This window comes from Paradesulfitobacterium aromaticivorans, from assembly GCF_054657415.1.
Genome location: NZ_BAAHYT010000011.1, coordinates 777,756 through 801,580, shown reverse-complemented (window position 1 = coordinate 801,580; position 23,825 = coordinate 777,756). Strand labels below are relative to the sequence as shown.

The 23,825-nt window shown below is 49.2% G+C and carries 23 protein-coding genes; 1 reads left to right on the top strand and 22 read right to left on the bottom strand.

What is annotated here, in order from left to right:
- Positions 1-154 precede the first annotated feature (154 nt).
- The 4 genes from ACYQ2N_RS20675 to ACYQ2N_RS20660 form a co-directional block, all read right to left on the bottom strand.
- Complete coding sequence (locus ACYQ2N_RS20675) at positions 155-2,458, bottom strand: DNA translocase FtsK (protein WP_460001317.1); 2,304 nt, start codon at positions 2,456-2,458, stop codon at positions 155-157.
- A 144-nt stretch (positions 2,459-2,602) separates the two neighbouring features.
- Positions 2,603-3,607, bottom strand: coding sequence for a metal-dependent hydrolase (locus tag ACYQ2N_RS20670; protein WP_460001316.1), 1,005 nt, complete (start codon positions 3,605-3,607; stop codon positions 2,603-2,605).
- A 152-nt stretch (positions 3,608-3,759) separates the two neighbouring features.
- Positions 3,760-3,957 (bottom strand): spore coat protein, encoded by a 198-nt coding sequence (locus tag ACYQ2N_RS20665; RefSeq protein WP_460001768.1) that lies wholly within the window; start codon positions 3,955-3,957, stop codon positions 3,760-3,762.
- 18 nt (positions 3,958-3,975) lie between these two features.
- Entirely contained in the window at positions 3,976-4,185 is a 210-nt protein-coding gene (locus ACYQ2N_RS20660) for a hypothetical protein (RefSeq protein WP_460001315.1), read from the bottom strand.
- Between the two features lie 151 nt (positions 4,186-4,336).
- Here ACYQ2N_RS20660 and ACYQ2N_RS20655 point away from each other — a divergent pair, with 151 nt between their 5' ends.
- Positions 4,337-4,870, top strand: a complete 534-nt coding sequence (locus tag ACYQ2N_RS20655) for a DivIVA domain-containing protein (RefSeq protein WP_460001314.1) — start codon at positions 4,337-4,339, stop codon at positions 4,868-4,870.
- Here the strand turns inward: ACYQ2N_RS20655 and ACYQ2N_RS20650 are convergent.
- The 18 genes from ACYQ2N_RS20650 to ACYQ2N_RS20565 form a co-directional block, all read right to left on the bottom strand.
- Positions 4,823-5,221: a putative signal transducing protein gene (locus ACYQ2N_RS20650; protein WP_460001313.1), complete on the bottom strand. Its 399-nt coding sequence runs from the start codon at positions 5,219-5,221 to the stop codon at positions 4,823-4,825. The genes ACYQ2N_RS20655 and ACYQ2N_RS20650 overlap by 48 nt on opposite strands.
- 60 nt (positions 5,222-5,281) lie before the next feature.
- Positions 5,282-7,051 carry a UbiD family decarboxylase gene (locus ACYQ2N_RS20645; RefSeq protein WP_460001312.1) on the bottom strand — a complete coding sequence of 590 codons (1,770 nt, stop codon included), beginning with the start codon at positions 7,049-7,051 and terminating at the stop codon, positions 5,282-5,284.
- Positions 7,052-7,169: 118 nt separating this feature from the next.
- Positions 7,170-9,767 carry an ATP-dependent chaperone ClpB gene (gene clpB / locus ACYQ2N_RS20640; RefSeq protein WP_460001311.1) on the bottom strand — a complete coding sequence of 866 codons (2,598 nt, stop codon included), beginning with the start codon at positions 9,765-9,767 and terminating at the stop codon, positions 7,170-7,172.
- A gap of 155 nt (positions 9,768-9,922) precedes the next feature.
- On the bottom strand, positions 9,923-10,855 hold the full coding sequence (locus ACYQ2N_RS20635) for a diacylglycerol/lipid kinase family protein (RefSeq protein ID WP_460001310.1): 933 nt from the start codon (positions 10,853-10,855) through the stop codon (positions 9,923-9,925).
- A gap of 75 nt (positions 10,856-10,930) precedes the next feature.
- Entirely contained in the window at positions 10,931-12,670 is a 1,740-nt protein-coding gene (locus ACYQ2N_RS20630; protein ID WP_460001309.1) for a phospho-sugar mutase, read from the bottom strand.
- 204 nt (positions 12,671-12,874) lie between these two features.
- Complete coding sequence (locus ACYQ2N_RS20625) at positions 12,875-13,456, bottom strand: flavodoxin family protein (RefSeq protein ID WP_460001307.1); 582 nt, start codon at positions 13,454-13,456, stop codon at positions 12,875-12,877.
- Positions 13,457-13,521: 65 nt separating this feature from the next.
- Entirely contained in the window at positions 13,522-14,319 is a 798-nt protein-coding gene (locus tag ACYQ2N_RS20620; RefSeq protein ID WP_460001305.1) for a GNAT family N-acetyltransferase, read from the bottom strand.
- A gap of 39 nt (positions 14,320-14,358) precedes the next feature.
- Entirely contained in the window at positions 14,359-14,730 is a 372-nt protein-coding gene (locus tag ACYQ2N_RS20615; RefSeq protein ID WP_460001304.1) for a DUF192 domain-containing protein, read from the bottom strand.
- A gap of 91 nt (positions 14,731-14,821) precedes the next feature.
- Positions 14,822-15,736, bottom strand: coding sequence for a type II secretion system F family protein (locus ACYQ2N_RS20610; RefSeq protein ID WP_460001303.1), 915 nt, complete (start codon positions 15,734-15,736; stop codon positions 14,822-14,824).
- Between the two features lie 32 nt (positions 15,737-15,768).
- On the bottom strand, positions 15,769-16,728 hold the full coding sequence (locus ACYQ2N_RS20605; RefSeq protein ID WP_460001302.1) for a type II secretion system F family protein: 960 nt from the start codon (positions 16,726-16,728) through the stop codon (positions 15,769-15,771).
- Between the two features lie 15 nt (positions 16,729-16,743).
- On the bottom strand, positions 16,744-18,108 hold the full coding sequence (locus ACYQ2N_RS20600; RefSeq protein ID WP_460001301.1) for a TadA family conjugal transfer-associated ATPase: 1,365 nt from the start codon (positions 18,106-18,108) through the stop codon (positions 16,744-16,746).
- 13 nt (positions 18,109-18,121) lie between these two features.
- Positions 18,122-19,366 carry a response regulator gene (locus tag ACYQ2N_RS20595; RefSeq protein WP_460001300.1) on the bottom strand — a complete coding sequence of 415 codons (1,245 nt, stop codon included), beginning with the start codon at positions 19,364-19,366 and terminating at the stop codon, positions 18,122-18,124.
- Positions 19,367-19,379: 13 nt separating this feature from the next.
- Positions 19,380-20,126 carry a Flp pilus assembly protein CpaB gene (gene cpaB / locus ACYQ2N_RS20590; protein ID WP_460001299.1) on the bottom strand — a complete coding sequence of 249 codons (747 nt, stop codon included), beginning with the start codon at positions 20,124-20,126 and terminating at the stop codon, positions 19,380-19,382.
- Between the two features lie 74 nt (positions 20,127-20,200).
- Entirely contained in the window at positions 20,201-21,202 is a 1,002-nt protein-coding gene (locus tag ACYQ2N_RS20585; RefSeq protein WP_460001298.1) for a pilus assembly protein TadG-related protein, read from the bottom strand.
- Between the two features lie 31 nt (positions 21,203-21,233).
- Complete coding sequence (locus ACYQ2N_RS20580) at positions 21,234-21,629, bottom strand: TadE family protein (RefSeq protein ID WP_460001297.1); 396 nt, start codon at positions 21,627-21,629, stop codon at positions 21,234-21,236.
- A 12-nt stretch (positions 21,630-21,641) separates the two neighbouring features.
- Complete coding sequence (locus tag ACYQ2N_RS20575; RefSeq protein WP_460001296.1) at positions 21,642-22,145, bottom strand: A24 family peptidase; 504 nt, start codon at positions 22,143-22,145, stop codon at positions 21,642-21,644.
- Positions 22,146-22,278: 133 nt separating this feature from the next.
- Entirely contained in the window at positions 22,279-22,443 is a 165-nt protein-coding gene (locus ACYQ2N_RS20570; protein ID WP_460001295.1) for a Flp family type IVb pilin, read from the bottom strand.
- Between the two features lie 361 nt (positions 22,444-22,804).
- Positions 22,805-23,797: an oxidoreductase gene (locus ACYQ2N_RS20565; RefSeq protein ID WP_460001294.1), complete on the bottom strand. Its 993-nt coding sequence runs from the start codon at positions 23,795-23,797 to the stop codon at positions 22,805-22,807.
- Positions 23,798-23,825 lie beyond the last annotated feature (28 nt).

The following is a 23,825-nucleotide window of genomic DNA, read 5'->3' as shown; positions in this document are numbered from 1 at the left end:
AGGATTTGTCACCTTTATGAATTATAACCATTTCTGTCCGCTTCATGCGTAAGTATATTCTAAACCCGTCTTTACAGCCCTCTTGACCGATAAGGCCCCGTGTTACGATAAGGGCGCACCAAAAAAAAGAAGCTGCCTGCTGCAGCTCCTGTATTTACCCAAAGCGTTCTTCGAATTCTTCTATGCTAATCAGAACTTGGCGTGGTTTGCTCCCTTCGTACCCTCCTACAACCCCCTGCTCTTCAAGCATATCCATTAAGCGGGCTGCGCGTGCATACCCGACTTTAAGCCTTCTCTGCAAAAAAGAGACTGAAGCCATCCCTGTGCCAATAATTAGGCGTCCGGCTTCCCCGAACAAATCATCCTCCCCCGTGTCCCCGGCGCGGGCCACACTCTCATTAAAGGTAGACTCAACAGCGAGATACTCCGGTTTGCCCTGATCCCGCCAGTACTTGATAATCCTCTGTACCTCTTCATCCTTGACCAAGCATCCTTGAACCCGTAACGGCTTGTTTAACCCTTGCGGCGAAAACAGCATATCCCCTCGGCCCAAAAGTTTTTCGGCGCCGGCACTGTCCAGAATAGTGCGCGAGTCAATCTGCGAACTGACAGCAAAGGCAATCCGGCTCGGAATATTAGCCTTAATTAAACCCGTAATCACATCTACAGACGGGCGCTGGGTCGCAAGCACGAGATGAATACCGGCCGCGCGTGCCATTTGCGCCAGGCGGCAAATAGTTTCTTCCACTTCCCCTGCCACCAGCATCAGGTCAGCCAGTTCATCGATAATTACTACAATCAACGGCAACGCCGGAGTATCCTGTCCGCCCTCCTGCAGACGGTTGTAGCGCTCAATATCCCGAACCCCAGTCTGAGCAAATAATTCGTAGCGGGTTTCCATTTCTTTAACGAGCCATTTTAGAGCAGCAGCAGCCCGCTTTGGGTCGGTGACGACCGGGGCCACGAGGTGCGGAATTCCATTATAAAGACTCAATTCCACCACTTTGGGATCGATTAGGAGAAACTTCACCTGAGCGGGAGTGGAGTTGTAGAGAATTGAATTAACAATAGCGCTGATACACACACTTTTCCCAGCCCCAGTCGCGCCCGCTACCAGCAAGTGCGGCATTTTGCCCAAGTCTCCTACAACCGGCTGCCCGCCAATGTCTTTGCCTAAAGCTATCTTAAGGTGTGAGGAATTCTCTTGGAAAAACTCCGTTTCTAGTACTTCCCGGAAACCCACGACCTGGGGCTCTTTATTAGGCACTTCGATGCCAATCGCGGATTTTCCCGGAATCGGGGCCTCAATGCGCACATCCCTTGCTGCCAGAGAGAGGGCAATGTCATCAGCTAAATTGACAATTCTGCTTACCTTAACCCCAGGAGCAGGGGCTAACTCATACCGGGTGATAACCGGTCCCCTGTGCACCCTGATTACCTTCGCCTTAATGCCGAAATCTTGCAGCAATCCTTCCAGTTGGTGCGGACTGTTGTCAAGAACACTATCTCTCATAACCGGAGAAGATGGTTCCATCAGCTCTGGCCCCGGGAGCTGCCACTTGCGCGTATTAGGGTTTGGATTCACGTTCTGAATTTTCTGCACCAGTTCCGCTACCTGACCGGCTACGCCTAAATCCTCGGCACCCAAACCCTTAATTCCTAAGTCCTTGACACCTAAGTCCATCACACCAAAGTCCTTGATGCTTAAAGTACTAGCCGTCTCTAAATCCGGACGAGCTATATCGTTTAATATTAAACGCTCACTCGCTAATTGATTCTCACTTAAGTCTATGCTAGGTAAATATTCCGCCGCGTATTGGGTGGAGGCAGTTTCGCGAGCACCTAAGCTTTCCTCATTATGTATTTGATTATGTATGCCTGCATCTTGAGATTCCTCTATGACCTCCAGGTCTACCGTCGAAAAATAGTCCTTCATTCCATGCAAGGCTGTAAGCTTGGGAGATAACTTAGGTATAGGTTTTTGCCCTTCCCCAAAATACGAAGGAAAATCACGTCCCAGTTCAGACATGCTTTCTTGGACCGAACCCTCTCCCTTAAGCTCAGGCCAGTCCGGAGAAGAGAAATATTTCTCAAATCCCTTTAACGTGACCAGCTTGCCGCCGGGAATGGGAATTTTCTTTTCCTCTATTCCAGTATACCTTTGGCTCTTTGACGAACCTGCTCTCTTTTTGGCAGAACCGGTTATGGAGCCAAAGCTACCTTTTTTACCAGAGCTTGCCCGCACACTTCCCGGGGAAGGCCAGAGGAAAAAGGACAAGACCAAAGCTAAAAAAGGAGCTGCCCAGGCAAAATTGCGCATCACTAATTCAAAAAAAGAAAACATACTGCTGCCTAATTTGGTTATCTGAAAAGCTCCCAGCAATCCAAACACGCCAACTAAAGCCAACGCTATACTTATTGTCCTTAACCACAAAAACTGTCGCTTACTTTTAGTCACGCTTTCACCTCCACCTCTTCTTTTACAATTATGGGTGATGGCTTAAAGCTTGTAAAGTTTAATTTTTAAGGGGAATAAAAAGCTGTTATTAAGACTGATGGGCTTAATAACAGCTTTTTAATCATTCAATTCTTAGATGCCGGATTAATAACCGAGTAAAATACCGTCCCGGTTCGGGAACAGGTAGAAAGTTTCCTGAGCAATTTCTCCCTCCTCATTCATGAGAACTTGCCCCGTATAAAGAAAATCATCTTTACCCCAATAACGAAGGTCCATAAAATTGACAGTACGTTCTTCTTCATGTTCTGATACAACATGATAATAAGGCGTGAATTGGTCAAAGACTTCTGCCAAAGCGCCGTCCATGGCTGCGGCAATATAAGGGTCATCCTGGTCCCAGTGCGGTAAAACCCGCTGAATCTGTGGCTGCTGCCCACGAATCGTGCCAAAACGCACCAGGTGTTCCTGCACAATAAGGAAATTCCAGCTAAACGGCTTATAGAGTGCCGGAAGGATCTTCACTTCATTCTTATCATGAAGTTTATACATGCTCATAACAATGTTTTTAGTCTCTTGCCGTCCAAGTTCTTTATAAAGAAGATAAAGTGCACTTAACACAAAAGCTGACGCCGAAGCCTTAATAGCGAGCTGAGAGTAACTGAAAAGTGCCGCGATCAGGAAGAGCAGAAAAATAATAGGATCACTAAGGGTAATCATATCAACTGTAAACTTCTTTTTGGAGAAAGGCCAGAGTAGCTGAGCCCCGAACGAATTAAGAATATCAATCAGACCGTGTGAGAGCGTTCCTGCCAGAGTCCAAAAAAAGATAGTGTTCCAGGAAGTTTCGGGATAAAAGGCATAAAGAACCCCGCTTAAGCCCAGCGACATCACACCCAATGCCGGTAGGGAATGGCTTTTCCCCCTGTGCTTTAATAAATAGTTTAATCTTCCTTTCAGGTGGGCTACTATATCTAAATCAGGTATCATCGCACCCAAAGTAGCCCCTAAAAAAACCGGATCATTAATACTAAAAGAATGCCCGGACAACGTGCTCAGAGCAACTCCTATCAAACCATGTGTAATAGGATCCAGTTTTTTCCGCCCCCTTACTAGAACTTCATAATTCCAAGACTTAACTTGACGCTCCAACCATTAATTTTAAACCTATTTCATTATAACATACTCAAAGCTAAGACGACGTTGAAATTTTTGTTAAAGCTTCGAAAAAAATGGCCGCCCAAAGAATCTTAGCTTTGGACAGCCCTTTTACCCTAAGTCTTAACCATTGTATGCATTCAGTTTTACGCAATTCCACCCATTTTGCTGATTAGTTTGCTTACTTTAGAATGAGCATTCGTCGCTTCATTAGCTAACCTGATGTACCTGTCCCTGAGTATATTGTGGTGAGCGCGGGTGGCTAAGGTCATGTATCCCATTGCCGCTGCAGCCACATCTTTTTCGTAGTCGTATAACATGTCGAGATCGCTAAAATTGCTCAAGCTCATACTCCCCTTCCTTTAGTCAAGATCACTTAATCCTTTGCGGATAAAATCAACCGCATCCTCAAGACCTTTGGCTTGATCTTTAAAAAATGATTTGACAGATGGATCACTGGCCATTTCACTATACAGCTGGCACTTCTTTAATGCCACTTCAGTCTCGACCATGCTGCGAGTTAACATGCCTTCATCTAGAATTTTCTTCTTCTCAGTCTCATTGTACTGCATTAACTAACCCCCTTTGGTACGCTCTGTTAAAAATTACATTCTCAGGGTGTGCAGTTTTTTCTCAAATTATTCATTGTCTATCATCTATTATCTTCCCTAATGACGTCAACCATGTTAGACTATTTTTAGGTTCAAGCAGAGGAGGATGGAAATGAGACTTCCTAATTTTAAGCGTGTCATACGCGGGTATGACCCAGAAAGTGTCGATCAAGCTTGGGCAGAAATGCAACAACAAGTCTCTGACTTAAACGCCGCGAACAAGGAACTCCGGCTGCAAGCCAACAGCCTACGCGAACAAACTCAGGAATTTGAGAGTCGCCTGAAATCGTATGTACAAATTGAGAAAGAATTGCGGGATGCCTTATTAAACGCGCAAAAAATAGCCAACCAAGTTCAGGAAGAAGCACAACACAAAGCTGAGGAACTTCTGGAATCCGCGCACAGGGAAGCTGACAGCATTGTCAATGAAGCCAAATCTGAGGCTGAAGGGAAAGCGGCAGAGCTTGAATCCTTGATTGCGAACAACCGGGAAGAACTAACAAACCTTGAACAAAAGAAAGAAACACTGCTCATCTTAAAAACTGAACTTGAGCAGCGTCTTGAGCAAGCCATGGAACTAATGAAGACTGCTACCGGGTTACTTAGTAAAAAAGAAGTCTTGCTTGAAGAGCAAAGTCAAGAATAATACGATAACCAGCAAAACTACTATAATAATAGCCCATAATGAACCTGCCCCTGAACCATTATCTACGTCCGCCGTTATACCTGCTGCCGGAGAAAGTTCCTCCCCAGCAGGTTCAGTTTTTTGTTCCATCGTTAAATCCAGGTCGATCCCAGTTAACAGTTGGGCTGCAACCTCTGTATCAGGTGACGGTACATAGATATCGACCGCTCCACTGCCGCTGTAGACTTTCATTATTTGCGCAAAACCTTGATAGCGTTTAATTGTAGGAATTCCTTGTTCGCGCAGGAAACCTTGGATAATATCGGCTTCCAAATCCCCTTTAGTCCCGCATAAGTATGACCAATCTTCCACCGCTTTCCCTCCCCACTGAACTCCTTATATGAATCAATGGACGAAGTTTTCGAAACTATATTATTGTTTCTTAAGTCCGTACTCTTTCCAGCGCCTGTCTACAAGTTTAACTGTCTCGTCATCAGGTACCAACTCCTTGGGATAGCCCGGCTTCATGCGGGCATCGATGATCACTGGTCCGTGATAAACTAAGCGGTTCTGCTTTACCTCGGTCTTAACATAGATGTCATGAGCAGGATCAAAACGAGTGAACACCTGCCACAAGAACCCGGTCTGATCAAGGGCACGGTCAATGTCATCGACAAGGATATAAAGCGGCCATTCCAGCTGTCCCTCTCCCTGAACAAGGTTAAGCAATACCTGCGGCAGGTGTTCTTGCTCGCCGAATGAAGTAGCCTCCAGCACTAAACAACCGGCGCAGAAAGGTTTCACATCCCGAATATGAGGAAGGTTGGTGCCCCGGTATTCTGTGGGCAGTTTTCTCTTGGGAGAGCCCAAACCGAGCATTATTCCTTTGCTACCGTGATTAAGACGGCGTCCGGTATAATCTAAAGTGTCCATTGAAGTTTCGTTAATAATAATCAAGTCAGATTCCGGTTCAAAACGCTCCAGAATATTCTCGAGCAGGCACCGGAAATTACTGAAATCGCTCGGAACATCCGTTACAAGCAAGAATTTAGTAAGAGTAAGCTGTCCTTCGCCCAGAATGCGCCAGGCATGGGCGAGGGCTTCCCTGTGATAACTTTCGCGCACCACTGCAGCAGCCAGGGAGTGAAATCCCGTTTCCGCATACGTCCACAAAGACTTAACCCCTGGCATTACTACTGGAAATAAAGGGGCCAGGAGCGCCTGCAGGTATTCCCCGATGAAATAATCTTCCTGGCGCGGTTTCCCGACTACGGTCGCGGGATAAATCGCATCTCGGCGCCGAAAAACAGTATCTACCTTAAAAACTGGAAAGTCATGTTCAAGAGAATAATACCCGTAATGATCTCCGAAAGGCCCCTCCGGGTGCCGGACTTTGGCCGGCACAGTACCGCAGAGGGCAAATTCCGCCTCTGCTATCAACTGATGTGGGTAGTGATCCGTCTTGACGCGGGCAAGCTTATCTCCCATTAAAAATGAGGTGAAAATCAACTCAGGGAGCATTTCCGGGAGTGGGGCAATCGCAGCCAGGTTTAACGCAGGTGGCCCCCCCAGATAGAGAGATACGGGCAGATCCTGACCCATACGCTCAGCTTCATAATAGTGAAAGCCCCCTCCTTTGTGTATCTGCCAGTGAATCCCGGTCTGGTGCGCCTCCTGAATGTGAATCCGGTACATCCCCAAATTATGTTCACCCGTTGTAGGATGCTCCGTATAGACAAGGGGCAAAGTTATAAAAGAACCTCCATCCTCCGGCCAGCTCGTGAGAGCGGGAAGCTTAGTGAGGTCAACAGCCGGTTCCCGCACTTCCAGCACCGGTGCCTGTGCCTCCTTCACTGAACGCATCCCTGTTTTAGTTAAAGCTGTGAGCCACTCTCTTTCCTGCCACAATGTCTTCAGGCGGGGAGGGACAAGCCTGTTAAGAGAATCCACCGCGTGTTTAACGATCTGCTCCGGCTTGGGGCCGACAGCCATATCCACCCGGCGGCGCGTCCCGAACAAATTTGTGACAACCGGGAAACTGCTCCCTTTCACCTTGGTGAATAAGAGAGTCGGCCCTTCATCCTCAATTACGCGACGGTGGATTTCTGCGAGTTCGAGGTAGGGGTCAACTTCAGCCTCGATTTCTACCAGCATTCCCTCCTGGCGCAATTTAGCCAGAAACTGACGCAAATTTTGATACATCTATGCCACCTCTGTTTCTCAAGGATCAAAATTCAAAACTAAAGACCGGCTCCTCTTATTATATCTGGAGCCGGACAAAATTAACAGTTATACCGGTGCTGATCACTAGAGGACGAAATTAGCCTTCCTGATTACTGAACGAATACTCTCCGTCAGGACCGATATCCACCACGATCTGCTCTCCTTCCCTGAATTCCCCCTGCAGCAATTTCAGAGCCAGCGGGTTTTGCAGGCGCTGCTGAATAACCCGTTTCAGAGGGCGGGCACCGTAGACAGGATCATACCCTTCCTGTGCCAAGCGCACACGCGCAGCTTCAGTCAGTTCAAGGGAAAGCTTGCGTTCTGCCAAGCGTCGGCGCAAGAGAGTGAGCTGGATGTCCACGATCCGCCCGATATGCTCTTGACCCAGGGGATGAAAGACAATGATTTCATCGAGACGGTTAAGGAATTCTGGCCTAAAGTAATGGCGCAGTTCTTCGTGCACCCGTGAGCGCACCGCTTTCTGGCCTGCTCCACTATGCGTCAATTCCTGAATCGCCGGGCTGGCAATATTGCTAGTGAGAATAACCACTGTGTTTTTGAAATTAATCATCCGACCTTGCCCATCCGTCAAACGCCCATCATCCAAGAGCTGTAAGAGGACATTAAAAACATCGGTGTGCGCCTTTTCCACTTCGTCAAAAAGTATCACACTGTACGGATGCCTGCGCACCGCTTCTGTGAGCTGCCCTCCTTCTTCATATCCGACATACCCGGGCGGAGCCCCGAGCAAGCGAGCTACGGTGTGCTTCTCCATATATTCGGACATATCTATGCGCACTAAGGCCTGATCATCATCAAAGAGAAACTCAGCCAAAGCCCTTGCCAGTTCTGTTTTTCCGACCCCGGTCGGGCCGAGGAACAGAAATGACCCCAACGGACGATTCGGATCCTGCAGGCCTGCCCGCGCTCTACGAACGGCATCAGCGACCGCACGTACCGCCTCTTCCTGGCCCACTACCCGCCCGTGAATACGCTCTTCCATATGCACGAGCTTATCCAATTCACTTTCCATAAGCTTAGTTACCGGCACATTCGTCCACTTCGCCACAACTTCCGCGACATCTTGCTCGTCGACTTCCTGCTTCAGTAGTGAGTTTTTCTTACTCTGCAGTTGTTCTTCCGCCCGCACTAATTCTTTCTCTAAGTTTGGCAACACCCCATACTGAAATTCAGCAGCTTTATTATAGTCAAGCTGCTGCTGAGCTTGTTCCATTTGCACGCGCGTGCGGTCAATTTCTTCCTTAAGTACCTGAATGTTGGCCAGAACCTCGCGCTCCGCCTTAAGCTGAGTTTCCAACGCATTCCGCTCGTCTTTAAGCCCGACCAGTTCCCCTTCGATTTTTTCCAGACGTTCCTTACTAGCTTCGTCCTTTTCTTTTTTCAAAGCTTCGCGCTCGATTTCGAGCTGCATCGTGCGCCGCTTAATCTGGTCTAATTCAAAAGGATCGCTCGTGATTTCCATGCGCATGCGGGCAGCCGCTTCGTCAATAAGGTCAATCGCCTTATCTGGCAGAAAGCGGTCGCTGATATAGCGATCAGACAGGATAGCTGCCGCAATAATAGCCCCATCCGTGATCCTAACCCCATGGTGCGACTCATAGCGTTCTTTTAGTCCTCTGAGGATAGAGATCGTGTCGTTCACACTGGGAGCTCCAACCACCACCGGCTGAAAACGCCGTTCAAGGGCGGAATCTTTTTCAATATACTTCCTATATTCATCAAGGGTAGTAGCCCCAACCAGACGCAGTTCCCCGCGCGCAAGCATAGGCTTAAGCATATTGCCAGCATCCATGGCTCCTTCAGCCGCTCCGGCTCCGACCACAGTATGAAGCTCATCAATAAACAGAATGACATCTTCACGTTCCTGAATCTCCTTCAGAACCGCCTTTAAGCGCTCCTCAAATTCCCCGCGGTATTTCGCCCCCGCGATCAAAGCTCCCATGTCGAGAGCAATGACTTGCTTGTTTTCAACGGCTTGAGGCACATCCCCGCGCACAATTCGCTGAGCCAGACCCTCCACAATCGCAGTTTTCCCTACTCCCGGTTCCCCTATGAGTACAGGGTTGTTCTTAGTACGACGCGACAAAATCTGAATCACACGCCTAATTTCCTCATCCCTGCCGATAACAGGGTCAAGCTTACCGCGGCGAGCGTGTTCGACCAAATTGCGTCCGTACTGTTCCAAGGCGTTATAAGTGTTTTCCGGATTTTGGCCAGTGACGCGCTGGGTTCCGCGCACTTCCCTCAAAGCCAGGAGCAACTGTTCGCGGGTAATTCCAGCTTGCGTGAGGATTTGCGCCGCTGTCCCCCCGGCCTTCTCCAAAATTGCGAGCAAGAGATGCTCTGTGCTTACATATTCATCCCCAAAAGTGGACATTTCATCATGAGCAGACACCAAAACCGTGCGCAGACGTGGGGATATTCCGATTTGCAGCCCTGTCCCACTGATGCGGGGTAAGCGCTGGACTTCCTGTCTAACCTTTTGTACCAGTGCTCCGCCGGGGATGTTCATTTTACTTAAAACTTGAGGTACTACACCGTCCCCTTGCTCTAAGAGAGCTAATAAAAGATGCTCCGGCTCTACCTGGGAATTGCCGTTGCGCTCGGTTATTCCCTGGGCGTTAACAATCGCTTCTTGTGACTTTTGCGTAAACCGGTTGGTATCAAAAGACATATCCACCCCTCCCTTAATAAAGAATTTTTTAGATGCAATCTTACTTGAAATAGTGTTTGCACACAACCTCTTTTGTAATTATATTCCTTATTCAGGCAAAGGTCAATAATGGTCAGATGTTATTTGACCTTAACTGACTATTCGAAACAAAAAAATTACCTCCAAAGTCGTAAGGCCTGAGGTAAGATCGAGAATTGGACCGGCACCATGCCGGGCTGCTCTCCGTCAATTTCGAGCATAACTTTCTCTTCGCTTTCGACAACTATCCTGTGTCCACGATAGAGCTTGACGCCAGGGACTTGGAGATGCACCCCGCGGTAGATCTTAGGCAAATGCCGCAACAATTCGATGGTTGAAAAACCCCCTAGGATCACGATATCGAACTCACCGTCTCCAAGCTCAGCATTAGGGGCTATCATCATCCCGCCTCCGAAATAACGGCCGTTCGCCACCATCACGCTGTTAAGCTTGCCCTCAGCTACGATTTCGCCATTGATACTGCACTTTATCAGCTTATTGCGGTAAGCGAGGATAACTCTAATGCTCGCCAGCAGAAAGGAAATTTTCCCGCCGAGGACTTTGCTCGTCCGATTTACTCTCCCTGCGATCTCCGCACCTAAACCGACATCCGCAACATTGAGAAAATACCGTGAGACTACTTCTCCTTGGTAGCCCTGATATTCAACCTTGCCAACATCCACCCGTATGGTGTGCGAACTTCTCAAGACTTCCAGAAAAGGGTCAATCCCGCGCGCAAGCCCCAAAGTACGGATGAAGTCACTCCCCGTGCCGTGCGTGAGTACGGCCAATTCCGCATCTTTTCTGACAGGTTTCCCATCGTTGAAAAAGCCGTTTACCACCTCATTTAATGTACCATCTCCGCCGACAGCAATAATTTTACGCTCCCCGCGCTCCAACGCTGCTCTCGTCAAGGACGCAGCATCATGCGGCCCCGCAGTCAGGGCATAATCTACTGACCAACCTGCTGCCTTAAGCTTCTGCCGAAAAGTCGGCCACATTTCGCCCGTACGTCCGTTAGCTGAGGCTGGATTCACAACGGCGAACCATCTCTTTTCTTCCTCTTGCACTGTCTCGAGTCCCCCTGCTCTCTTAAGAACGTTCGCATATCCGCTTGGAAATATCGAACTCTGTACTTTTAGAGTCTAAGTCGCTAAAACTTCCTGTACCCGCCCTAGGATGTCGTCTTTCACCTGCTGCAGAGTTTCGGCTAACCCTTCCTGCTTATCCCCTCTGATAGAGAAATAAAATTTAATTTTCGGTTCAGTGCCGGAAGGTCGAGCCATCACAAAACCCCCGCCGTGGAACGAAAAGCGTAGCACATCCGATCGCGGCAGAGTAAGAACGTATACTTCCCCATTAGTTATTCTTTTGCCGAAACGCTGGTCATAGTCATCCACCCGCTCAACCGGAATCCCACCTATTGCGCTAATCTCGGTCGTGCGTAAATGGTGCATGATCTTCGCCATTTCCGTTTTACCTTCTATGCCCTCAAGCGTAAATGACTTCTGATCCTCGATATAATACCCGAACTGACGGTAAATTTCTTCAATTACTTCGATCAGCGTGCGTCCGCCCTTTATTTTATAGTAAAGGGCAGCCTCCGCCAGGAGAACAGCCGCAATAATTCCGTCTTTATCGCGCACAAAATTCCCGGCCAAGTACCCATAGCTCTCCTCAAAGCCGAACTGGAACTTACCCCAGCCCTCATCTTCCATTTCGTTCACTTTTTCTGCGATAAACTTAAAGCCTGTGAGCACATTCTCCACTTTTACATCGAACGAACGGGCGACTTCATCTGCTAAATCAGTCGAGGCAATCGTTTTGATTACGGTTGCCTTAGCAGGCAAAGTGCCTAAAGCCTGCTTCTGCCCAAGGATATAATGCTCCAGCAATACTCCGGCCTGATTACCGGTCAACTGGATATATGACCCGGAAGCATCGCGCACCGCAATCCCCAGCCTGTCAGCATCCGGGTCAGTTGCAATGATAAGGTCTGCGCTCTGCTCTAGCGCATAACTGCGAGCCAAATCAAAGGTAGACGGAATCTCCGGATTCGGATAAGGAACGGTTGTAAACTCCGGATCAGGCTGTTCCTGCTCCGGTACCACGAACACAGAACTAAAGCCAGCTTGAGCCAACGCTTTCCGCACCAAGTGGTTCCCTGCTCCGTGCAGGGGAGTATAAACGATTTTGAGCTTAGTTCCTGCTTTTTTACTGAGTTCAGGATGAATGGCCAACGCTTGCACTCTCTTTAAGTAAGTCCGGTCTATTTCCTCCCCGATCATGACCAGCAGCCCTTGCCTGCGCGCCTCTTCCTCTGGCAGCGGCTCGATCCCCAGCCAGTCTTCCCGCTCCTTAATCTTGGCGAAAATGCGATCAGCCTGTTCAGGGGGAACTTGCCCCCCGTCCTCCCAATACACCTTATACCCGTTATACTCTTTGGGATTATGACTGGCAGTAATCACAATCCCAGCTAAAGTATGTAAATAACGTACGGCGAAAGATAATTCCGGAGTCGGGCGCAAAGATTCAAACAGATACGCCTTAATTCCGTTGTGGGCTAGAACCAGCGCAACCTCTAACGCAAACTCCGGGGACAAGCGGCGCGAATCGTAAGCGATGACGACCCCTCTCTCTTTGCCCTGCGGTCCGTGTTCGGATATAAAATCTGCTAATCCTTGCGTCACTTTGCGCACCACATATTTATTCATGCGGTTTCTGCCGGCTGCCAGAATTCCTCTTAACCCTCCGGTACCGAACTCCAGGTCGGTATAAAACCGATCCTCGATTTCTTTGGGATCTTTTATTTCCAGGAGTTCCCTCCTTATATCCTCATCAAAATAGGGATTCTCGGACCATAGCTGATACTGTTCTTCGATCATCTAATTTCTCCTTTCCCACAACATTTGGAAAAACCCTCAGCATCTTAGCTGAGGGACACAGAAACATTATACCACACTCAGAGAATCCTAAGCCAACATACATTCAGCACTTAGCAGCCCACAGTTTATAGTCACATTCACAGTCACAGTTCACAATTACAATTGACATTCAGTCTAGCAAGCAGAACAAGCACTTACATCGTATTAGGATAACAACTCTGCCACAGCCTGTTCCACTTCAGCGAAAGCTGTGGGATGCTCCTTAATCTCCCCTGCCTGATCTACTCCTTTGTATAGGCAGCCCCCGGCATATTTTATCTCGAGCATATTGAACAAAGTTCGTACAGTGTGCTCAGCACAGGCGAAAACATCTTCTCTTTTGGTTCCGGCAGCGGATATAAAAAGTCCACGGCGCAGCAGGCGAGTCGGGTCTTCGATGATCGGCTCTTGCAGGAGGTATTTCTTCGCCCAAAAGGGTTGCATGCGGTCAACCATCGCCTTTGTTTGCGCATTCACTCCCATAAAAAAAATAGGAGCCGCGATAATCAGGCGATCAACTGCGAGCAGGCGCTCAGAAAGCACCTGAATATCATCTTTGAACTTGCATACTCCTTTGGCTGAACACGCTCCACACCCTTCGCACTGAGAAAAATTCAGATCAGCCACAAAAACCGTTTCTCCTTTATGCCCCAAAGCCTTCACGTGCTCCATCGCATGATGCAGAAGAATCGTGGTGTTGCCATGGCGGCGCGGGCTGCAAGCGAGCCCTAACACAGAAAGCTCCATCGAATCTCTCCCTTCTGCTAGGAACATCCCCAGCTTACAAGGTATTTATTCAGATCAAGATGGAGCTAGAGGTCAAGGGCCATTTCCTGCTGGATTACAAAGGGCTCGATACCCATCGTATTAAGAAAATTAGCCAGAGCATCCTGCGGCTGATTGCGCAAAATTTGTCCCTCAAGCCGTGACAAGAACGATGCCAGATCAGCCACCCCTGTGGCATTTACACTCCAGGCATCGAGCAGCACTTTGCCCGCAATAAGTCCCCCCCCTTGCTGTTTATCTTCGAGGAAAGCAGCAAGACCCGGATATCTCCTGAGACAGCTTTCCCGCCGTTGCCAGGATGGGATAAAACTGCTCTTGGTGCGGGCCACAAAATAATCCTCTAAGCTAACCTTCCTTAGAGAACCTTGAACTGAGCCTTTTTCCGCTAAAAGAAACATGCCTCCCAGGCGATAAAAATAAAGCGGCCTTAGATAGCGAAATCCAGCCGCTAGATAAACACGCTGCGCGAAATTCCCAGCTAATACTTCAAGTTGAATGCGCTGAAACCCCATATGCTTGGCCACCTCCAGCTCTTTTCTTAGAAGAGGGGCGAACAGGCCATGACCACGAAATTCCGGGGCAATAGCAGTCCCGGCCAGCCATCCTTGTGTACCCTCAACAGCCAAAAGTGCTAACCCGACCGCCTGTCCCCCTACCTTTAGAACAAGAGAAGATGGCAATGCCACCCGGCCTAATTCCAACCACACTTTCATTTGCTCAGGCGTATATGTACAATTGAAAGTGTACCCCTGCCAGCACTTATTCCAAATATTTGTTAAATCAAGGAGAGAGATTCCTTTCAAACTATCAAACGAATAATTCATAGACTCTATTATAATACCTTGCCTGCATGAAGTCGAAGTCTATTTTTGTGGTGCTAACGTTAGCCTATCCCCCACGCTAGTTCCGCAGGCCTGAGCCCAGCCTGCGGCAAACTCGATCACTCCCACAGCAGTTTTGATACGAGGGGATATCTGCCCGGGTTTGAGTTCATTGATGATTGCGCATACTACCCCATCTTGGTCCAGAAACCACACAGACAGAGGAAATCTCATCCCAAGCATATGCACCTGCCGACACGGTGCCAACCATAGCCCTTCTCCCTCTTCCAGCCTCGACCTGCCCAGAAGTCCCCGCAGGCGCAGCCAGAAAGTATCAGCTCTTAACACTTTAACCCCTACCAGTTCTCCGGTGCGCTCATTTCGAACCCAGAATAACTGCTTTCTCTTTAACACAAATTTTTGCCCCCTAGACGCGTGATAAGCGTGCTGTCTAACGACCCGCAAAACCCACAGAGACCCGGGCACTAGGAATCTAACCACGATTCTACTGGCTCCTGAACATCTGCAACACCTGAATGACTGCGGGGCCGAGAATTATGATGAAAATCCCGGGAAAGACAAAAAAGACTAGGGGAATCATCATTTTAACCGGGGCTTTTTGCGCCTTTTCCTCGGCACGCTGGCGGTGTTTCTGCCGGATTTGGGCAGCCTGGTTGCGTAAGACCCCGCCTACAGCAATTCCAAGCTGGTCTGCTTGCACTAAAGAAGCCACCACATTACTCAAATCCTCAACCTGATTGCGGCGGCTCAAATCGCGCAAAGCTTCGCGGCGGGGACGGCCCATTTTTATTTCTTGGAGAACCCGCAGAAATTCCTCAGCTAGCACTCCTTTTTGTTTCTCCACTACTTTCAGGAGGGCTGCATCAAAACCGAGCCCTGCTTCCACACTCACGGTTAGAAGATCGAGCACATCAGGCAGACTGTTTTCAATTGCTTTCCGGCGCTCTTTTGCTTTCGCTTTCAGCCAGGACTCTGGAAATAAATAGCCAAGCAGAAAACCGGCTGCTCCCAGTTCAAAGCGCCACAACAGGGATTTATGCTCAAGCCCGGCAATTATCAAAAGCATTAAAGCAAAAGCAACCCCCAAAGCATATCTCAGCCCTTGCCACTCCACACTCTCCCATTGCCCTGAAAGTCCGGCAGCGCTTAAGTTTGATTCTGTCTTGGTTCTTTGACCCTGAGGCGCAATACGGGCTAAATTAGAGGCAAACTTATGCAGGAGCGGCCGTACTACTCTGTCACTTAAAGGTATTACTTCCTCCTGCGGGTTTTCCATCCGTCCGAGCGCACACAATATTCGTTCCTGAGCCAAGTTTTGTTCTTTCCTGCCCTCCCGTACAGCCAACAGGGAGAAAGTCACGGTGCCAAATACTCCTGAAGCCGCCAACAGCTCAAGCATTACGCAAAACCCCTCTCATCCCTATAGCGATATTATACTTCGATGGAAATAATCCTGCGGATTACGATCAAGCCGATAATTTGCGATACCAAGCCTCCTCCGAGCATTGCCAGTCCAAGAGGCTCTGTCACCAGAAGTTTAAGATAACTGGGATTCATAACCATCAAAATTCCAGCGATCACAAAGGGCAGGCCCGCGATAATATAACCTGACGTTCGCCCCTGGGCCGTTAAGGTTTTGACCTCCTGCTGAATCCGAATCCGGTCTTGGATCGTAGCGTGAATATTAAGGAGAACCTCTGCCAAATTTCCGCCCACTTGGCGTTGGATCAAAATAGCGGTTACCAGCAGATCCAGATCCTCGCTCCCAACCCGTTCGGACAAATGGAGCAAAGCCTCCTCGGTCGGAGTGCCATAAGTCATTTCCCTTAAGGTGATTTGAAACTCCGTAGCAATAGGATCGGACATTTCCCGGCTTACCATCTCCATTGCCTGCAAAAGGCTAAACCCGGCTTTAAGAGAATTGGCCAAAATAAGCAAGGCGTCGGCCAACTGGTTGGAAAAGCTTCTCCGTTTCCGTTTTTGCGCGCTCTGAAGCCACATTCGCGGTAAGATAACTCCCATCAAACCGCCTCCAACCCCGACCAACACTTTGGCGGTTGCCACCAGCCCTAGCCCCAGGCCTACAAACACCAGGAACCCTTCCAGGACCAGAAACTCCCCTCCTTTAAGGGGAATGCTCGCGCGTATAAGTTCTTTATCCAGCCGTTCCGTCCAGCTGCGCGGAGCCCAGCGCCCTAATTTGCTCAACAGTTCTTTTAAGCTTCTGGTGCTACGGCCAGCAGCAACAGGTGCTCTCCAAACTGTAAACTTGCGTAGTTTCTCTTCCAGGGATGGCTCCCTGCGCAGAAATAGACTGACACCGACGTAAACGGCTATAAACAATGAAATAGTAGTCAGAAGCAGAGTTAAGCGCAAAAACTCTTCCGGCATCAGGCCAGCCCCCTTTTAACTTGCAAATAAATCCTGCGGCAGCTCCTGTCCGGCGGCAATCAGGCGGTCGCTAAACTGCGGACGGATTCCAGTTGCCCGATAATACCCCTGGACTTTCCCCTGGTTATCGATACCCGTCTGCTCGAAACGGAAAATATCCTGTAAGACGATTACATCTCCTTCCATGCCTAACACTTCCGTAATATGGGTAATGCGCCTGCTCCCATCGCGGAGACGGCTTTGCTGGACAATAAGGTCGATGGCGCTGGCAATTTGTTCACGGATCGCCCGCATCGGCAGCTCCATTCCTGCCATCATTACCATTGTCTCTAAGCGCGCTAACATGTCGCGGGGGGAATTGGCGTGGCCCGTTGTCAAGGAGCCGTCATGCCCGGTATTCATAGCTTGCAGCATATCTAAGGCCTCTCCGCTCCGCACCTCGCCCACAATGATCCTCTCTGGGCGCATGCGCAAAGTATTGCGAACCAGATCCCGGATGGTGATTGTCCCTTTGCCTTCGATATTGGCCGGTCTGGTCTCCAGGGTTACCACATGGGTTTGGCGCAATTGCAGTTCAGCGGCGTCCTCTATCGTGATGATCCGTTCGTCTTCCGGAATAAAAGCTGACAATACCCCTAAGGTCGTGGTCTTGCCTGAGCCGGTTCCGCCTGAGACGATAACATTGAGCCGCGCTTTAACACAGGCTTCTAAAAATCTGGCCATTTCCCGGGTCAAGGTGCCGAAATGGATAAGGTCATCAACCTTGAACGGATCCTTGGCGAATTTACGGATCGTTAGAGTGGGACCATTTAAGGCGAGCGGCGGAATAATAGCATTGACGCGTGAACCGTCTGGGAGACGGGCATCAACCATTGGCTGGCTCTCGTCAATTCTCCTGCCCAGAGGAGCAACTATTTTCTCAATGATATGCAAAACATGAGCATCATCGTAAAAGGAAACGTCCGTTTTCTCGAGTTTCCCCTGACGCTCAACATAGACCTGCCGCGGACCGTTAACCATAATTTCGTTTACACTCTGATCGTTTATGAGCGGCGTAATGGGGCCAAAGCCAAGAATCTCATCAATTAGATCCTGAACCAGGCGCTGCCTGTCATGCCTGGGAATGGTTAATCCCTTGCTCTCAGCTTCCCCGTCCAGTGTTTCCTCGATAACTAGGCGTAAATTTTCTTCGGTAAGACTCGGCAATTGCGCACTTTCCAAGGCTTTAATCACTTCGTGGTGAACTGTGCTTTTAAACTCACGCCAAGGATCGCTGGCCGAAGCTGACCGGACACTCCGGGCCTCCGGGCGTGGACTTCTTGCTTCCGGAGCACTTTCTTCCGGATGTTTGCCTTTTTCCAGGCGCTTCAGCAATGACATCCTTTATTCCTCCTTAAAAGCCAAATACTTTGCCAATCCCGCGGAAATAATGCCACAAGCTCGGCTGTTGCGGAGAAAATTTGGTTATATCCTGTGCGGGCTGAGGCAGAGTTAAGTCCTCAACCATTTTCCGTATCCCCTCTGCCGCCTTTGAACCGGGATGACCGCTTACAAACGGTACCCCCTGATTCACAGCCGTTACCAAATTCCTGCCATCGCTGGGTATTTCATAACTGACCCGGAAATTAAGGGATTTTTCTACATCTTGCATATCCAGTCCCATTTCTTTGCCAGAGCGGTTCAGAATTAGGCGTACTTTATCCGAATGGTGCAGTCCGTCCAGAACTTCCAGGCTAAGCTTAGTATTTTTTAGAGTGGGGATATCTGTAGACACCACCAGCCAGATTTGTTCGGCAGCATCGAAGCTAACAAGGCTGATGTCCTCAAAACGGCTAATATTATCACAGATTATAAAGTCAAAATGGGGTTTAACTTCAGTAAGAATCTTGTCAATATGCTCAGCAGTGACCAGTTCCGCATATTCCGGGCGAGTTGGGGCTGCCAGTACCTGCAGACCGGAGGAATGCGTCAGCAGGCAGGACTGAATCTCTGCATAGTTCAAGGAAGAAGCTTGAGTTATATCAGCAATTGTCCGTTTCGGAGTCAGGTTAAGAAAAACTGCCACATCCCCAAACTGCAGGTTCAGGTCAACGAGCAACACTCTCCATTTTCCTGTTGCGGCTAAGGATACAGCCAAATTGACTGCAAGTGTAGTTTTCCCTACCCCGCCCTTCGTACTGAAAAAGGAAAGCACACGCCCGGAGCGCGGCTGACTGACCGGTGCCGCAGCCTGGGCAGGTGCCCCCAGAGCCTGGCGCTTACGCTCTTCTATCTCATGCACTTTGGCAATCGCGCCCGCCAGTTCATCACTGGTAAAAGGTTTGATAATATACTCACGTGCCCCCGCCATCATCGCCCGCCTAAGATAAGCCTGTTCCCCCTGTACCGACATAATAATCACTGCGCTCGCCGGTACCCGCAAGGTTAGAAGTTCAGTGGCCCGGATCCCATCCATTTCCGGCATATTTATATCCATAAGCACAATGTCAGGATGAAGCTCTTCCGCCAAACGGATCGCTTCGGATCCGGAACCTGCTTCCCCAATTACTTTAATGTCAGATTCGAACTGAAGCAGACGGCGAATGCTTTCCCGCGTCTCACTAATGTCATCCACGATTAAAACGCTGATCTTTTTCATTCACCATCACTCCTTATTTATAGATGTTATGATAATCCGGACTCAGAAAAACAGACTGATCAATCGGGCTGTCAGTAAGCTGTTCAGAATTGGCAGGGTTGCGCAGCAGTAGGCGCAGGCTCCCTTTTTCGCTCCCAAGCGTGACAGCCATCGCTTGCGGCACGGACAAAGCCAAGGTGTAAGATTTGGCATCTGGCTTACTCTTATCTCCACTGATGCTCTCACCCACACTTAAAACCAGGATATCCTGAGCTGCCAGGGAGGTTATGGTCCTGGTCCCGGCAGGGTCTTTAAGATCAAGCGTAACCAGCACATCGACATGATCCCCCGGTTTAACCGCATATCCAACTCCGCTGACCAAGCCGATGGGAACTGCCACGGCCCGCTTTCCCTCCGGAACAGTGAGCGCAGTTGAACCTCCTGTACTCGTGTTCTTGGCCTGCCCCCCACCGGTATTACTGTGTTCTACCATGGAAGAGAGAATAGGATCACCAGGCTTCAAGTTAACCAAGGGAACTGAGCCCACCAAGCCCTGCACAGAACTGACTCCGCCCTGGGGATACCCTTTAACTGGAACTTCCTTCAGAGTTAATTGCTCTGCTATTAATACTGAACGGGCAGCTATATCGGATTTGGCCACAACCAAGGCTCTGAGCTCAAGGGCGTTCTTCTTATTCAGCCCATTCAGATATAAAAAGGCTGAGGCGGCAGCAATCAAGGCAAATATTAAAGCCAGTAACACAAATCCTTTGCGTACCATTTTCTTCACTCCAACAACATTTCTGTAATATTTTGTTATTTTTGTGGTTTTAATTAAACACCTTAACTTCGGATTTAATTTGGCAGCAGTTTTGGTGCATATAACCCAAAGTCTGAAAGAGAACTCCCTGCTTCCATCTCTTGCTCGCTCTTCAACAAGTCTGCGAGGCTGCCCCCGGCCTGCCCGCGTGCGACGATGGTGCGCAGAAAACGCCCTCGGACAATCGAATCAACCCCATTACCATCTACGCCCTCAAGGAAAAAAGCCGCAAAGCCGACAATTTTAACTTCATGAATTGAATTCCCATTGTGCGACAAAACATTCACTATCGGAATATAGATGATCTCCGGGGCGTCCCGTTCGAAATCAGCAAAAGTGTTGCGTGGGACTCTGGTATCTTGATCTAGGCGTTCAGTGATTCCTCTAAAAGTCGGTCCGCTCATATCTCCGTGCTTGATTTCCAGGATCTGCCCGATGTTTAAACTCCCTTCGAACCCATGCGCAAGATCGGTCTCGTAATCCTTGGCTCCATTACCACTGAGTTCCAGGGCTCCGAACCACCCGCCGCGTGTAAAATCGTCATCATCCTCACTACCTCCGTTAGCACCGGATTTAAGTGTATACTCTTCTCCATATACAAACTGCTGTTCCTCCACGCTAAGCGGCACCGCACCTGTAAGGGAGTGCGGAGGCACGATCGTTGCCCTTGACGTTGCCCCGATCGTACTCTCGGAAATTCCCCAGATTGTAGCAAGATATGCCGGAACCCTCTCCTGAGCCTGAACCACAATTTCGGAATTTCCGACGGGAAACTCTACCGTAATTCCGTTCACTTCGTTCTCGGAAGCGTATGCTCTAGCCACCTGCTCTGCTTGGGCTCTGTCCGCCGGAAGCTCCTGCACGCCGGCGAGGGCAGCTGCATCGAGAGCGTTCTGCAAGTGAGCATGCCTGGCATAGAGCACGCCTACATCAGTGACCAAGGCTCCCATCCCGATTAAAGCTGTTAACGCCAGGGTAACCAGGATCGCCACATTCCCTTGTTCACAGCTCTTTGTTAATTTTTTTTGGAGTAGCATGTTCCTACCTCCGGACTTTCTCCCGCAGAATTTATTCGAGACGCATACTTAAGCGGGCACCAACCACCACCGGATTAGGGATAACGCCCTGAATAACCGGAATAATCAACTGAACCGGGTACTCTACCTCCACTGTGACATCCTGACCGGACTGGCGCACGCTCTCTCCGGGGGATATTTGCACATTAAGGGCACTTAAGTCAAGAAAGGAAGCAGAATTGTCGATGCTAGTCAGGATATCCTGATCATTCCCACCCACGCTGGCTACCCTTGCTCCGGCACGGGCGGCATTGTTCACGGTTATATAGGCATACCCCACCCTGCCCATTTCCGTAACTGCAAATATAAGCAGGAGCAAGAGCGGGATTACTAAAGCTAATTCCAGCGCGGCCTGACCGTTTTCATGTTTAAGGCGCTTTATAACCATCCGAATCTCCTCCTAGGGCAGGAACATAACAATTAGTGTTCCTAAAGCCAACACAATACCGTAAGGAAATTTTTCCTGCGCGGCACTGCTCATACTTTCGTGTAAATACCGGGGTTTTCCCCAAAACGGCATCGTTAGAAAAAACTTGATCAGAGTGGCCCTTAAGGCCTGGCGGCGAGCCAGTAGTACCGCTGCAATAAGCCCACCAATGATTGCTCCATAAAGAAAAGCTTGTAAGACAAAGTCCACTCCGCCGAATGCTCCGATCACGGCCAGGAATTTAACATCTCCTGCCCCCATCCCGCCCATAACAAAGGGAATGATAAGGAGGGCCATTCCTACCCCCGCACCCATTAACGTGGCGGACAGCCCGCTTAAACCACGGTCCCAGGTATTAAACACTAGGGCCAGCATAAATGCGGGCAGGAGCAGGCGGTTATAAATTTTGCGCTCACGCCAGTCACTCCAGGACACTAACCCTATGGTCAAAGTGAGAGTCAATTCACTTAAGCCCATCAGTGGCACCCCTTTTACAAGCATCTTATTAGTGGGCATCTCTATAATTAGCACTCTATGATAAGCATCCTTTAGTAAACAACCCTACTGCAGGCAGTAGGGTTTGCTCAGACAAACAAACTTGTTTATTCGCTTATTGGAGTTTGTCGTTGACCGCGGTGAACTTGGTCACAAGGCTCGTTCCGATCGTTCCCAAAATTCCGACTACCACGACCGCGATCAAAGCGATAATCAACCCATATTCAGTCATTCCCTGTCCTGCTTCATCCGTAAACAATTCTCTTAATTTAGCCATCATATTTATCGGCCCCCTTTTATTTTTCCGCTCCGTGTTTTCTGGTTTTATTATACTTAAGAAGTTGGCTGGCAAACATCAGGCCTTAGTCGCGAATTGCGCATCTAAAAGTCCTAACAAATAGTCCCAAGCAAAATAGAGGAGGGCAGGACTTAGGGGCAGGACTTAGGGCCCAGACACCCATACCGCTGGCTGCGCGTGCTATAATAAAGTTATAGACACCCAACTGTGCCAGGAGTACCACGGAAATTGCCCAAGTTCGCCCGCTTACCTGCAACGGCTCTTAGGAGTTGCAGGCCTCACTCTGCACACATGGGCCAACGGCCAAGATCAACGCAGTGTTGGACTTGAAAGCCTATCGCATTTATTGTGAGCTTCTGATTGCCTGCTCTGCCCACTTGGAATCATTCAGGATCGCTCTCCCTACCCCGATTAGGTCTGCTTTCCCATCCGCCAGTAAACGCTCAACAGCTTCTACCTCGGTTATCCCACCGGTCAGAATCACCGGGATCGACACGACCTCTTTAATAGCCTCCGACAGCGGAGCAAAAAAGCCCTGTTCAGTTAGGCCTGGGACAATGTAACCTGAAAAACCGCCGGAGATATCAAGAATATTCACTCCGGCTCTGGCAAATTCTTGAGCGGCAATTTGACTATCTTCGATTGTAACTCCACCCGCTCTAAAATCAGAAGCACCTAAGCGCAAGAGGATTGGGAATTCCTCACCTACAGTTGAACGCACGGCCTCTATAACCTCAAGGTGCAGGCGGATGCGGTTGTGGATATCCCCCCCGTATTCATCCGTACGTTTATTAGTCAAAGGAGAAAAAAACTGATTAAGGAGATAGCCATGGGCAGCATGAATTTCCACTCCATCAAAACCCGCCTCTTTGGTGCGGCGGGCAGCCTTGGCAAAAGCTTCAATAACATCGGCAATTTCCCGGCGTTTAAGTTCACGGGGCATATGTTTGCGGCGGGGGTGTGGTACAGGGGAAGGGGCAATTGGGGTAATCCCGATAATCTCCTCAGATGTTGCACTCCCTGCATGATTAATTTGCATCATGGTCTTCGGGCCATTGCGGTGAATAACATCTGCCAACTGACGCAAGCCCTCGATCATACCGTCATCAGCTACGGAAAGCTGCTGGTCGCTGGCCTTTCCATCTGCTTTAATATAGCTATGTTCAATGATAATGAGAGAGATATACCCTCCTGCAGATTTTTCCGCATAGTACTCCAGTAATGCCTGGCTCACCCTCCCATTAGGTTCAGCCTTGGAAGTAGCCATCGGTGGCATCACCAGGCGGTTGGCGAAAGCCAGCTGTTCTGCTTGTAATGGTTTAAGCAAATATGACATGATAATCCCCCCAGCAACAAAATTTCAC